This is a genomic window from Endothiovibrio diazotrophicus, from assembly GCF_054657215.1.
Window position 1 is genome coordinate 62,471 of the sequence record NZ_BAAHXB010000017.1, and the last position, 13,157, is coordinate 75,627.

General features: G+C 67.0%; 11 protein-coding genes. 4 read left to right on the plus strand and 7 right to left on the minus strand.

Translation table 11 applies throughout. From position 1 onward, the window contains the following. Complete coding sequence (locus tag ACYQ2W_RS06955) at nucleotides 1-2,577, minus strand: FG-GAP repeat domain-containing protein (RefSeq protein ID WP_459864635.1); 2,577 nt, start codon at nucleotides 2,575-2,577, stop codon at nucleotides 1-3. 23 nt (nucleotides 2,578-2,600) lie between these two features. Further along, entirely contained in the window at nucleotides 2,601-5,342 is a 2,742-nt protein-coding gene (locus ACYQ2W_RS06960) for an FG-GAP repeat domain-containing protein (protein ID WP_459864637.1), read from the minus strand. A gap of 291 nt (nucleotides 5,343-5,633) precedes the next feature. Here ACYQ2W_RS06960 and glgC point away from each other — a divergent pair, with 291 nt between their 5' ends. The 3 genes from glgC (at nucleotide 5,634) to ACYQ2W_RS06975 (ending at nucleotide 7,805) form a co-directional block, all read left to right on the plus strand. Next, a complete protein-coding gene (gene glgC, locus ACYQ2W_RS06965) occupies nucleotides 5,634-6,854 on the plus strand; it encodes a glucose-1-phosphate adenylyltransferase (protein WP_459864639.1) in 1,221 nt (406 codons plus the stop codon). A gap of 279 nt (nucleotides 6,855-7,133) precedes the next feature. Continuing rightward, entirely contained in the window at nucleotides 7,134-7,391 is a 258-nt protein-coding gene (locus ACYQ2W_RS06970) for a type II toxin-antitoxin system Phd/YefM family antitoxin (RefSeq protein WP_459864641.1), read from the plus strand. A gap of 3 nt (nucleotides 7,392-7,394) precedes the next feature. After that, the gene (locus ACYQ2W_RS06975) at nucleotides 7,395-7,805 is read left to right on the plus strand and encodes a type II toxin-antitoxin system VapC family toxin (RefSeq protein WP_459864643.1); all 411 of its coding nucleotides are present in this window, start codon (nucleotides 7,395-7,397) and stop codon (nucleotides 7,803-7,805) included. A gap of 288 nt (nucleotides 7,806-8,093) precedes the next feature. Here ACYQ2W_RS06975 and ACYQ2W_RS06980 read toward each other — a convergent pair whose 3' ends face one another. The 4 genes from ACYQ2W_RS06980 to ACYQ2W_RS06995 all read right to left on the minus strand — a co-directional run bounded on the left by ACYQ2W_RS06980 (nucleotide 8,094) and on the right by ACYQ2W_RS06995 (nucleotide 11,835). Next, nucleotides 8,094-9,515, minus strand: a complete 1,422-nt coding sequence (locus tag ACYQ2W_RS06980; protein WP_459864645.1) for an FAD-dependent oxidoreductase — start codon at nucleotides 9,513-9,515, stop codon at nucleotides 8,094-8,096. Between the two features lie 4 nt (nucleotides 9,516-9,519). Continuing rightward, nucleotides 9,520-9,900, minus strand: a complete 381-nt coding sequence (locus ACYQ2W_RS06985; protein WP_459864647.1) for a DUF302 domain-containing protein — start codon at nucleotides 9,898-9,900, stop codon at nucleotides 9,520-9,522. A gap of 236 nt (nucleotides 9,901-10,136) precedes the next feature. Next, nucleotides 10,137-11,258 carry an acyl-CoA dehydrogenase family protein gene (locus ACYQ2W_RS06990; RefSeq protein ID WP_459864649.1) on the minus strand — a complete coding sequence of 374 codons (1,122 nt, stop codon included), beginning with the start codon at nucleotides 11,256-11,258 and terminating at the stop codon, nucleotides 10,137-10,139. Nucleotides 11,259-11,286: 28 nt separating this feature from the next. Further along, the gene (locus ACYQ2W_RS06995; protein ID WP_459864651.1) at nucleotides 11,287-11,835 is read right to left on the minus strand and encodes an OsmC family protein; all 549 of its coding nucleotides are present in this window, start codon (nucleotides 11,833-11,835) and stop codon (nucleotides 11,287-11,289) included. Between the two features lie 494 nt (nucleotides 11,836-12,329). Here ACYQ2W_RS06995 and ACYQ2W_RS07000 point away from each other — a divergent pair, with 494 nt between their 5' ends. Beyond that, nucleotides 12,330-12,551, plus strand: coding sequence for a toxin-antitoxin system HicB family antitoxin (locus ACYQ2W_RS07000; RefSeq protein ID WP_459864653.1), 222 nt, complete (start codon nucleotides 12,330-12,332; stop codon nucleotides 12,549-12,551). Between the two features lie 69 nt (nucleotides 12,552-12,620). Here ACYQ2W_RS07000 and ACYQ2W_RS07005 read toward each other — a convergent pair. After that, nucleotides 12,621-13,157 (minus strand): TIR domain-containing protein (locus ACYQ2W_RS07005; protein WP_459864655.1); only part of this gene is annotated, 537 nt, incomplete at its 5' end.

The window sequence follows — 13,157 nt, forward strand, 5'->3', positions numbered from 1 at the left end:
TCACGGCGCATCACGCAGGCGGTAGCCGGTGACCCGGAACAGCACCTCGTCGGGGTCGTCGACGAGCTCCAGTTCGGCCGCCAGCGGCAGCTCCCCGTCGGCGGTGTCGAAGAGCACTTCGGAGATCGACATGTGTAGCGCCGGCGACAGGGTGGTGAGCGCACACTCCGCCGGCGGCGCTTCACCGAGCAGCTCCAGACCGGTCATCCGGTAGCGCACTTCGTCGCCCTCCGCCGACAGTTGGAGATTCAGCTTGAGCCACTGCACGCCGAGCAGGTCGCGATAGCGGACCAGCGGGAGGGAGAGGCGCAGGAGGTTGCGTGAGACGGTCGCCCGCGGGCAGCCGTCGTCCCCGCCGTCGGGCGGCGTGTCGCCGTCTCCGCTGCCGTCGGCGGCGCGCTGGATCAGCGGGTAGACCGCCTCGTCGCCGAGCACCGCCAGGTCGGTGAGGGCGTCGCCGTTCACGTCGGCCACCACCACGGCGGTGTGGCTGCCGCCCTGGCGGAGGTCGAGCGGTTCGCCGAAGTTGCCGTCGCCGTCGTTCAGCAGCAGGGAGAGCTTGGCCTGCTCTGCGGTGGAGAGCAGCAGGTCGGGGGCGCCGTCGCCGTTCAGGTCGGCGACGTACAGCGCCGAGGTGATGCCCACCGAGGGGAACGCCGTGGGGTCGGCGAAACTCCCGTCGCCCAGACCCCGCCAGACCATCAGGCCGCGCTCCTGATCGGGGTCGTAGGTGTCGAAGGTCACCGCCAGATCGACCCGGCCGTCGCCGTCGAAGTCGGCGGTCGCCATGTCGGTGATCCGCTCGGCGACGCTGAAGCGGGTCGCCTCGGCGGTGAATTCGCCGCCGTCGTTGTGGCGGATCTCGAGGTCGTAGTGGCGCTCGGTGGAGGTGATCAGCTCGGGGTAACCGTCGCCGTCGAGGTCGCTCACCAGCATCCGCTTGGGCTGTGCGCCGACGCTCGTCTGGCCGGCGGCGGTGAAGCCGCCCCGGCCATCGCCGAGGAGCCGCGTCACCGCCTCCGAGCCGAAGTCGAGGACCGCCAGGTCGGGGAAGGTGTCGCCGTTGAGGTCCGCCACCGCGATCTGGCCGGGCCGCTCTCCCGCCGCCAGGGTGGTCGCCGTGGCGAAGGTGCCGTCGCCGTTGCCGAGCAGCAGCGAGAGGTCGTCGGAACCGGCGTTGGCGGTGACCAGGTCGAGGTGGCCGTCGCGGTCGAGGTCGGCGAGGGCGACGCCCTGCGGTTGGTTGCCGACCGTCAGCGGGCCGCCGCTGGTGAATCCGCCGCTGCCGTCGCTGAGCAGCAGGGTCACGCTGCCGGCGGCGTCCTCTGCGCCGTCGGTTCCCTGGTGGCCGACCACCAGATCGGTGACGCCGTCGCCGTTGAGATCGCCCCCGGCCATCGCCAGCGCTGTCCCGTCGATCGGATAGGCGGTCGGCGAGAACGGGGGGAGGTCGACGGCGGCCCGGTTGAGGATCACCGAGACGCTGTCGTAGAGCCGGCTGATGGAGGCCAGGTCGGGATAGCCGTCGCCGTTCAGGTCGACCGGCAGGTGCCTCAGCATCTCCGCCTGGTAGCCCTCCCGGGGGCTGAGGAGGAGGGGGGAGAGGGTGGCGAAGCCGCCCGCGCCATCTCCCAGCATTACGCCGCGGCCGGCCACCAGGTCCAGCCGGCCGTCGCCGTCGCAGTCGGCCACCTCGATCCGCCCGAGGAACTCCGCCGAGACCAGGCTCGGTGCGGCGAAACCCCCGCTGCCGTCGCCGGCGAGCAGGGCGACTCCGTGACCCGGCGAGCCCCAGCTGGCGACCAGCAGGTCGGGGTGGCCGTCGCCGGTGAATTCACCCACCCGCATGTCGTAGGCGCTGGGATAGGTGGTGTAGTCGGTGGGTTCGGAGAACGACCCGCCGCCGAGCCCGCGGCGCACCGTGACGTAGTCGTGTTTGTTGGTGGTCAGCAGCTCGGGGTATCCGTCGCCGTCGAGGTCGGCGACGACGACGTTCTCCGAGCCGCTTTCGGTGGCGAGGAAGGTGGCGGGGCGGAACCCGCCCGCACGGTCGTTGAGCAGCAGCGACAGGTCGGCGGACTGGTTGTCGGCCGTCACCAGGTCGAGCCAGCCGTCGCCGTCGAGGTCGGCGGCGGCGATGTCTACCGGCATGCTCCCGGTGGTCAGACGCGAGGTGAGGGTGAAGCCGCCGCTGCCGTCTCCCAGGTAGACCCGTACCACGTTGCTGTAGGCGTCGGTCACCGCCAGGTCCAGGTGGCCGTCGCGGTCGAGGTCCGCGCCGGCGAGCGCATAGACGCCGCCGTCGACGGCGAGGGTGGCGGTGGAGGCGAAGCCGCCGTTGCCGTCCCCGAGCAGCAGCGAGAGGTTGTTGGCGGGCCGGTTGGCGGTGATCAGGTCAGCGTGGCCGTCTTCGTTGAAGTCGCCGGCCACCGCGTGATACGGGTCGCGCCCCACCTCGTAGCGCCGGGCGTCGAAGTGCGGCGGCTGTGCGGCGTCGGCCGCCCGGGGCGAGGAGAGCGTCGCCAGCGGGAGCAGCAGCATCGTCAGGAGACGGGCGCGGGGGGAAAGGCGTTCCATTTTCGGGGTTCCCGTGGTCAGCTTCACATGGATTCCAGCAGGTGGTAGCTGCGCAGCAGGAAGTGGTGCGCGCTGTCGATCATCCGCTCGTCCAGCTCCACTTCGAAGCGGGCGCCGTCACCGCCCAGGTAGAAGAGCTCGGGGATCGACAGGGTCAGCTCCTGCGACAGGCTCGGCAAGTCGCAGTCGGTGGCGCCGGCGGCGCCGAGGAATTCCACGTCGCTCACCCGATAGGTGAGCTCGCTGAAGCCGGAGGCCCGCTCCAGCTCCGCGGCCAGCTCCATCGGACCATCGGCCGACGGGAAGGTGACCCGTGGCAGGTGGAGGGTGGCGAGGTCGGCGGTGAGGGTGGCGCGGGGGCAGGCGGTGGTTCCGGCGCGCTGGTTGAGCATCACCGATACGGAGCTGGTGAAGCCGAGCACGCAGGCCAGGTCGGCGGCACCGTCGTGGTTGAGATCGGTGGCGAGAAAGCGGGAGGGGTCCGAGGCGGTGAGGAAATCGGCCTGCCCGGCGGTGCCGCGGGCGCCGTCGCCGAAGAGGATGCGCACGCCGCCTCCCCAGGTGTACGCCAGGTCGAGGTGGCCGTCGCCGTCGAAGTCCGCGCTGTCGAAGGCGGTGATGATCTGCTCCGCGCCGGCGCTGTCGGCGAGGGTCAGCGGCGCGCCGAACGAACCGTCCCCGTTGCCGGGAAGCAGCACGATTTCACGGTTGTTCAGGTTGTCGTCGGTCTGGTAGTTGTTCAGCGAGAGCAGGTCGAGCGCGCCGTCACCGTCGAAGTCGAGCGCCCGGAGCTCGCGCGGCTCGCGTTCCAGGTCGACGCTCGCGGCCGTTTGAAAACCGCCCGCACCGTCGCCGCTGAGCAGGATCATGCGGCCCGCGAAGGGGACGGGGACGGCGTTGGCGATGGTTGCCGCGATATCGGCCGCGCCGTCGCCGTTGAAGTCCCCGAGCGCCACGGAGGAGAAGTAGCCGGAGAGGTCCTCGACGACCAGGGCTGCCGGCGCGAAGCTGCGTGAGCCGTCGTTGAGGAGGAGCGCGATCCCCGGCTGCGCTAGGGCGGCGATCAGGTCGGGTCGCCCGTCGCGGTTCACGTCGCCGACGGCCAGCCCATTGGGCTGGCCTGCGAGGGGGAGCGTGGTGGGGGCGGAAAACGCGCCCGCGCCGTCGCCGAAACGGAGCACGAGGGTGCCGGCCGGGTCGGCGGTGATCAGGTCGAGGTGGCCGTCGCCGTCCAGGTCGGCCGCGGCGAGGTCCTGCATGCGGGTGCCCATCTCCCACGACCCGGCGAGGGTCAGGCCGCCGAGTCCGTCGCCGGTCAGCAGCGAAACGAGCGGGTTGCCGGTGGGCAGGGAGGATCCGGGGTCGTAGTGCGTGACCACCACGTCCGGGTGGCCGTCGCCGTTGAAGTCGCCGCTGGCCTCGTAGTAGGGGGACGGGCCGACGGCGACGCCGTAGGAGGGGAGCTGGAAAGGGTGCCGTAGATCGCCGTCGTTGAACAGGACCACCCCGTTGAACGGGGAGGCCAGCAACAGGTCGTTGCGCCCGTCGCCATTCAGGTCCGCCACCCGCAGGGTCGAGGTTGGGTAGGTGAGGGAGAGCGCGTCGGTGTCGGGAAAGGCGCCCGTGCCGTCTCCCAGGGCGATGAACAGGCCGCGGTCCGCGAACGCCAGGTCGAGGTGATCGTCGCCGTTGAGGTCGCTGACCGTCATCCGGTTGGGGGCGTAGCTGCTGTAGGGCGCGGTGACGGAGCGCGGCTCGGCGAAGCCCCCCGCTCCGTCGGCCAGCAGGAGGTCGAATTGAACGGGGCCGCCCTGGTTGCTGACGTTGTAGGCGATCAGGTCGGGGTGGCCATCCTCGTTGAGGTCGGCGGCCGCGACGTCGAGCCAACTGGTCCCGTCGCCGACCATCACCGGCGCCTGGAATCCGCCGGAGCCGTCGCCGTGGAGGACGCTGAGCAGCCCGCCGCCGTCGCGCTGGGGCCGGTCCTGCAGGCCGCTGGCGATGGCCAGATCCAGCCGCCCGTCGCCGTCGAGGTCGGCGACCGCGAGCGCGTTGGGACCCGCGTCGAAATTGAGGAAGCTGTCGATGTAGCTCGACGGGCCGGGGGCTTCGAACTCCCCTGACGGGTAGCGGATGGGGGGGAGGAGTTCCCCCTGGCCGTCGTTTGCCAGCACCTGGACGAAGCCGATCCAGCGGTTGCCCTCGGCCGTGATGATATTGCTCTCCCGCTCGGCCCCGGCGAGGATCAGCTCCGGGAGACCGTCCCGATCCAGGTCGGCGGCGGTGATGGCGTTGATCCGCAGGGCAACGTCGTAGGTGACGGGGGGGGAGAAGGTGTCGTCGCCGGCACCGGAGTACAGCGTGACCGCGCCCTGCACCTGGTCGCTGGTGGAGACCGCCAGGTCGAGATGGCCGTCGGCGTCGAAGTCGGCGACCGCCAGCCGCGGGGAAAACGGTGCGTAGGGCGTGTAGGGCAGCGCCCACTCGGTGGCGGCGGCGAAGTGCCCGCCACCGGCGCCCATGCGGATCGACAGGCGATCCGAGTCGATGACGGCGACGAGGTCCGGCCGACCGTCTTCGTTGAAGTCCGCGAAGGTGCCGCCGCTGGCGGGGGTTTCGATCCAGGGGGTGTCGAACAGCGCCGCGCGGGAGTCGTCGCCGAGCGCATCGGCGGGCGCAAGGATGAGTGCGGCGGCGAGTGCCGGGGCGAGGAGAAACCCGTTGCGCGCCAGGGGGTTGAGGCGGGCGGGAGGCGCTACGTCCATGGGCGAGGTTCCTTGGGTGGGCGTTTGGCCGCACATGTCGATTTCATCCGATTGGTAATGTTCTCCTGACTACGGCCTGTGTTCAATACTGAGATCGTTGCTTGAACACTAGCGTAATTTGCCGCGTATGTAAGAAATCGGCCGGGTACTCTTAGGAAACGGATGACGGTTGCGCGAAAAAAGGGGGGGAGTGGTTCGCCGTCTGCGGCTTTGCGAGCCATCGGAGGCAGATTTTCGTATCATCCGCCTCTTGACCGATTCATCCATCGTCTCGACAGGCTGGCACTCCCCATGATCGACCAAACCCTCACCCTGCTCCTCGCCGGCGGTGTCGGCTCGCGGCTCTCGCCGCTGACCCGCGAGCGTGCCAAGCCCGCCGTTCCCTTCGGCGGCAAGTACCGGATCATCGATTTCGCCCTCTCCAACTGTCTCCACTCGGGGCTGCGCCGGGTGTTGGTGCTGACCCAGTACAAGTCCTTTTCGCTGCAGAAGCACCTGCGCGACGCCTGGTCGCTGTTCAACCCGGAGCTGGGGGAGTACATCACCCCGGTGCCGCCGCAGATGCGCAAGGGGGAGCGCTGGTACGCCGGCACCGCGGACGCGGTGGCGCAGAACCTCTACCTGCTGGAGCGCGCGGACGCCAAGCACGCGCTGATCCTCTCCGGCGATCACATCTATCGCATGGACTACGCGGCGATGCTCGCCTTCCACCGGGAGCGGGGGGCGGCGGTGACGGTGGCGTGCATGGAGGTGCCGCTGGAGGAGGCGCAGGCCTTCGGGGTGATCGCGGTGGACGGCGAGCAGCGCATCGTCGAGTTCCAGGAGAAGCCGGCGGAGCCGCGGCCCTCGCCGTCCGATCCCGACAAGGCGCTGGTCTCCATGGGGATCTACGTCTTCGACATGGCGCTGCTGATCCGCGAGCTGGAGCGTGACCAGGAGGCGATCGGTTCGAGCCACGATTTCGGCAAGGACATCCTGCCGCGGCTGATCGGCGAGTACGGTCTTTACGCCTACCCCTTCGGCGGTACCGGCGGGAGGGTCAGTCAGGATCGCTACTGGCGCGACGTGGGCACCCTCGACGCCTACTACCGGGCCAACATGGATCTGCTGGAGCCGATGCCGCCGCTCGACCTCTACCAGCCGGAGTGGGGCATCCGCGGCTACTGCCGCACGGTGCCGCCGGCGCGCACCGTGCCCGGGGCCTCGGGCAGCGAGGGGATCTGCATCAATGCGATGGTCGCCGGCGGGGTGGTGATCGCCGGCGGCACGGTGCAGCACTCGATCCTCTTCCCCCACGTCTACGTCGGCGACGAGGCCCAGGTGGAGGATTCGATTCTCTTCGAGGGGGTGCGCCTGGCCGACCGGGCGCGGGTGCGCCGCTGCATCATCGACAAGGGGGTGGAGGTGCCCGCCGGGGTGAGCATCGGCTACGACCCGCAGGCCGACGCCGAGCGCTTCGAGGTCTCGGAGAGCGGAGTGGTGGCGGTGCCGAAGGGGTATCGGTTCGAGTAGCGCGGGCCGCGCTCGCCCCCGATCGTGTGGCGTAGCCGTAGGTCGGCGATGCTTCGCCGACGAGAACGGGGGCAGCGGAAGCGGGGCCGCGGTGTGCGCTCCGAACGGGTCGTGCCGCTCGGCGAGGTTTGGCGCACGATTTTCCAGCCGTGCCTCCGTTCGTGTCGGCGAGGCATCGCCGACCTACGGCCACCGCTCTCACCTCGCACCTTTCATGGCACACGGCCACGAATCTCGGCTAGACTGGTCATGTAACTAGTCATTTGAGTGGGGTGTGTCATGCATACGTGGCCGGTACAAACTGCCAAGGCACGTTTTTCGGAATTTCTCGACGCATGCATCGCGGAAGGGCCGCAACTGGTGACCCGAAGGGGCACTGAGGCCGCGGTGCTCGTACCGATCGGCGTGTGGCGAAGGCTGCAGGCCAACGCGCAACCGACCCTTAAACAGTTGCTGCTCTCCGATGAAGCGAGGGGCGAGCTGATATTGCCACCAAGAGGCAAAGCGCTGCGCCGCCCGCCAGAGGAGATTGGATAGCTCATGTACCTCATCGATACGAATGTCGTATCCGAGCTAAGAAAGCCCAAGCCGCATGGTGCGGTGGTGGCTTGGATTCAGTCCGTGCCTGATGATGCGCTATATCTTTCCGCGGTGACGCTGGCTGAGATCCAGGCCGGGATTGAACTGACCAGGGAGCAGGACGAAAAACGCGCCGGTGAATTGGACCGGTGGCTGGATCAGGTGGCTTCCTCCTATAACATCATCCCCATGGACGGCGTCGTGTTCAGGACCTGGGCAAAACTGATGCACCGAAAGTCCGATACCCTGTATGAGGACGCGATGATTGCAGCGACGGCCAGGGTAAATGAGTTGGTTGTCGTGACGCGAAACGTTGCTGATTTTTCAACGTTTGGGGTGTCGCTGTTGAATCCGTTTGAGTTTCGCAAATAGGAACGGGGGCCGCGGAGAAGGGCGCGCGGTATGCGCGCCGAACGGATCGTACCGTTCGGCGAGGTTCGGCGCGGGATTTGCCGGCGGTGCCTCCGTTTGCGTCGGCGAGGCATCGCCGACCTACGGCCGTAGCGTAGGTCGGCGCTACCGCGCCGACGTGAACGGAAGCAGCGGGTTCCCGGCGATGATGATCTTTCCGAGCGGAAGGCCCTCGTTCGGGACGTTCGGCAGAAGAGGTGAAAGAGCGGTGTCCCCGTTCGTGCCGGTGCGGCAGCGCCGACGGCTTCCTCAGGCGGCCATCCCGTCCGTCGGCTCCGGATGCCGCGGCTGCAGAAAGGTATCGGTGTAGTAGCGGGTGGCCGAACCGACCTGGCTGCCGTGGTAGACGAAACCCACCACCTCGCCCCCCTTCAGGTAGTCCGTGCGCCCCTCCTCGTCGCACTGGACCTGAGTCAGCAGCCCCATCTCGCGGCGGCTCGGCGGGCAGATGGTCAGCGGATAGCTGGGGGTCTTGACCCGCACCAGGGGAGGTACCGCGAGGAACGGCTCCTCGCCACCGCACAGCTCGGCGGCGATGGTCCGCGCCTGCCGGCGGATCGGCTCGATATAGGCGTAGATCCGCCCCTCGACCTCGGCGCAGTCGCCGATGGCGTAGACCCCCTCCGCCGAGGTGCGCATCCGCACATCGGTGACGATCCCGTTATCCACGCTGACGCCCGCCTTGGCGGCCACCTCGTGGTTGGCCACCAGCCCGGCCGCCGAGAGCACCAGATCGGTGTCGAAGGCGCTGCCGTCGGCGAGGGTGGCGCGCAGCCGGCCGTCCGCACGCTCCAGGCGGTCGAGGGCGGTGCCGAGCCGCCACTCGACCCCGCGCCCCTCCAGGGTGCGTTGCAGCTCCCGACCGGTATCGGCCAGCACCAGCGAGGAGAGCGGATACTCCGCCGGGTCCACCACGGTGACGCCGTAGCCGCCGTGGGTCAGGTCCTCGGCGAACTCGCAGCCGACCAGCCCGGCGCCCAGCACGGTGACGTGGCGCACTTCGCCGGCCAATTGCTCACGGAAGCGGGCGTAGGCCTGGAGGTCGTTGACGTGGAGGATCTCCCCGGCGGCGTCGCCTTGGATCGGCAGCTTGCGCTGGTGGGCGCCGAGGGCGAGCACCAACTGGCCGTACTGGATGCCTCCCTTGGCGGTGGTGAGACGCCTTCTCCCGGGATCGAGCTTGATCACCCGGGTCAGGGTGCGCACCTCGATGCCGAGACGCCGCGCCTTGTCGGCGGCCTCCTCCTCGACCAGCTCGGCCGCGCCCTTGCCCTTGGCGATGGCGGTGGAGAGCGCCGGCTTCGGGTAGCTGGCGCCGGGGCAGGAGGAGATCAGCAGCACCGGCCGCGCGGCGTCGCGCTCGCGGATCGCCTCGGCCACCGACCAGCCGGCGACGCCGGCGCCGACGATCACCACGTAGTCGTCGCCGCCGCGGCTGGGCGCGCCGCCCTTCGCGCGCGGCGCGGCTGCCGGTGTCGCCGCCGCGGCCGGCGCCTCCGGCAGCAGGCGCAGCTCCGATTTGTTCAGGCCGCACAACGGACACATCCAATCGTCCGGAATCTCCTCGAAACGGGTGCCGGGGGCGAGGCCCGAGTCGGGGTCGCCTTGCTCCTCGTCGTAGACGAACCCGCAGGCGTCGCAGATCCAGCGTCGGTAGGCCGTTGTGGACATGACTTCACTCCTCCGAGACGTGACTCAGGATGTTGGCGAAGATCGCGTCCAGCTCCTCGCCGATGGTGGAGAGTTCGGGAGAACCGTAGGGGGCGAACACCTCGCTCGGCATGCGGCAGGCGACCTTCACCATGCCGGTGTCCTCGTAGACGTGGATGCGCAGCGGGATGTCGTAGCCGGCCGCCTTGCAGGCGCCCCACACGCGGATCGCGTAGTCGGGGCGGAACACCTCCAGGATCTGATCGGCGGGGACCTCCTGGCCGATCAGCTTGGCGTTGGCCTGGCCGTTGATGTGGCAGACCACGCGCAGCTTCTCCGCCTCGACCCCGGCCTTCAGTTTCTCGATCGCCTGGTCGGCGGAGAGTGTGGTGACGAATGTTTTCATGGTGACGCTACTCGATGGGGAATAGGGATTAGGGCAATGTCGTTCAGTCAAGACCGCAGCCCCGTAGGGCGGATTAGCGACAGCGTAATCCGCCGGGAACGAAGGCAATGACGCCGGAATCCGCTCCGCTCCGGCGGATCACGCGATCGCCAATCCGCCCTACATTCAGAGCGCTGTTCTCAACTCAATGACATCGGGGAAAAGGGAGCCGGCACCCGCAGGCGCCGACGCCCCGCTCAAGCCGCCGCGGCCAGCACCTCCAGCTCCTTGCGCAGGTGCTTGATCGCCGGGGTGACGATGGCGATGAAGTAGGACTCGCGCAGCTTGCGCTGGGCCGGTGCGCTGCGCAGGTAGCCCTTGGCGCCGGTGTGCAGCATCGCCGACTGCGAGGCGCGGATCGCCAGCTCGCCGGCCGCCAGACGCAGTTCGAGGATCTCGCGGAAGAACTCATCCGAGGTCTCGAACGGATCCTCGGCCAGCGCCAGCACCGCCTCCACCGCGTCGTCCAACTCCTGCTGCAGCTGGTCCGGGCGGTCGTCGAGGTAGCGGTTGACGTGGCCCAGCAGCGGCTCCACCTCGCGGCTCATGTCGATGCACGACTGGATGTTGCCCACCCCCATGCCGAACTGGAGCAGCACCAGGCCGGCGCGGGCGCGGCGCAGGAACCCCTTGCCGTCGTGGTCGATGATCATCGCGTCGGGGACGAAGACGTTCTCGAAGATGCAGGCGAAGGTGCGCGTCCCCTCCAGCGCGGTGAAGTGCGCCGACTGACGCAGGCTGAACCCCTCGGAGGCGCAGTCGACCAGCGCCATCACCGTGCGGTCCCCCTCGCCGTCGAGGGCGAACAGCGTGCCGAAGACGTGGTCGTCGCCGAGGTTGGAGACCCACGGCAGCGAACCGTTGACCACGTAGCCGCCGTCCACCCGTTGCCCCTTCAGGCGCAGCGGCTCGATCTCGGCGAAGGCCTTCATGGTGTTGGACATGCCGGTCCCGCCGAGCACCTCGGCGGTGGCGATCTTCGGCAGCCAGAGGTCGCGGATCGCGCTCCCCTCGGCGTTCTGCAGATACCAACCGACGGTGTCCTGGCACCACATGCAGAAGCCGGTGGAGAGGCACTCGTGGGAGACGCCGGCCATCGCCTTGATCGCCAGCCCGAGGTCACCGGCGCCGTCGGCGCGCACCGCCGGCAGGTGCTGGGCGAAGGCACCGACGCCGCCCAGGTTGCGCAGCACCGCCTCGGGGTAGGTTCCCTCCAGATCGATCTCCACGGTGAGGCGCTTGAGATCGGCGTCGACGATCGCCCGGGTGGCGGTGAGCAGCGCGTCCTCACCGACCGGTTGTAGCAGGGAATCACTCATCGGTTGGTTCCTCCTGGGAGCGCGGCGTTTAGGCCGGCACCACTTCGAGCTGGACGTTGTTGCGCAGGGTGTTGGCCACCGGCGACCAGACGTTGGAGTGGTGGATGATCTCGGCGATCTGCTCCGGCGAGGCGTCGCCGTCGGCGTCGATCTTCACCCGCACCGCGGAGAAGCCGAGGGTCTTCGCCTCGTCCAGATCGCCGGTGCCCCACACCGCGGTAACGTTGATGTCGCCTTCGAGTTCGACCTCCAGCTTGGTCAGCGAGACGCCGCGGGCGGTGGCGTTGGCGTGGACGCCGACGGCGAGGCAGGCGCCGAGGGTGGCGAGCACCGCCTCGGAGGGGTTGGGGGCGTTGTCCTCGCCGAGCAGGTGGGGGGGCTCGTCGATCAGCATCGGGGCCAGGTCGCGGACATAGGTCTGCATGCGGAACTGCCCCTCGCAGACGGTCTTCGCCTTGAGGGTGACGACCGACTGGGGATTGGCGCGACCCTTCTCTCCGAGGGCCGAGAGACCCTCCTTGTCGAGGGGGCGCAGGCAGCTCATGGAACGGGCGATGGTCTGCTGGTTGACGCTCATTGCGTATCTCCTGAGTGAGGTTGGACGGGTTGTTGTCAGGAGATAAAGCAGGGGGTGTGCCATGTCTATTTTTTTGTTTTAAAACATGGTGTTGTCGTTATTCGTCGCTCCTTTTCGACGGTTCTGGATTTCGATTGTCGACAATGTTCTGCGCGGGGGTGACTTTGTCGGAATTGTCGGTGGGGCGGGGAGGGGGGAGACGAAGCGCCATGTTGGCGGAGGGGAGAGCGGAAGAGGGGAAAGGAGATTCGAACCTATTGTAGGAGCGGCCCCCAGGCCGCGATTCTTCCCGACCATCGCGACCTGCCCTCGGGGCCGCTCCTACCGTGTCCGGTGAGTGTTGCGCCAATCGGCGAGGGCATAGGAGGGACGACGCGAACAGCGGGTGCCTCATCGGCGACCTGTCCTTGCCGGAATCGCTCGGGACGTGGTGAACTTCGTTATCCCGGATAATCAGATAGTAACCCCCAGCGATATGCTGAGAGAGGCCTGATATGGCAACGTTGACTGTACGACTTCCGGACGACAAGCATTCCCGCCTCAAAGCCTTGGCGAAGCGCAAGCACATCAGCGTGAATAAACTCTTGGAAGAGCTTTCAACCCAGGCGATCGCCGAGTTCGACGCCGAAACCAGATTTCGTGCCATGGCCGCCAAAGGTTCCATCGAAAAAGGCCTGGATGTTCTCGATCGTTTGGATAAAGCGTTGCAAGGCTGACGCCGTAAATAACTGGATGTAAAAAGCTGTATGGCGAGGAACGAGCGGCGCAGCTTTTTGCATTCCGTGTTAATTTGTCTTGTTAGCAATTTCATATGCTAGTTTTGTTAGTTCTTTCTCGATTTCCCAATGTTGCAGGCTAGAATATGGCCTCTCCGGATCATTGAAAAACTGAAATTTCGACAATTCCTCATGGAGAGTATATGGGCAGTGTCGAATCAGAATTGGAAATACCTTTAAATATCTACGCTCTTTTTCCGCAAATATTCTTGGAAGTTCTTTTCTCAATATAAAATCAGAGCTCAGGAAGTCACTGGATAGGAGTAGGATTGCAATGCTTGAATGCTCTATACTTGTATAAATGGTCTCTTCCCACCTTTCTCCTGTTTCAATGGCGCGGTCGATCCAAATCTCCATGTCTTGTTTATAAGACAATATTGATAGAGATTTTTTGATAGTTTTCGCCCATGATATATCTTCATGTGCATAGCTAATAAATATCTTCCTGTTAGCATCTGGTGCAGCACGTTTTTCAATTTCTTCGCCAGGGACAGGTATTTCGGACGCTGCTTGAGACTGCCTTATTCTAGGGGTGGGGGATATGCC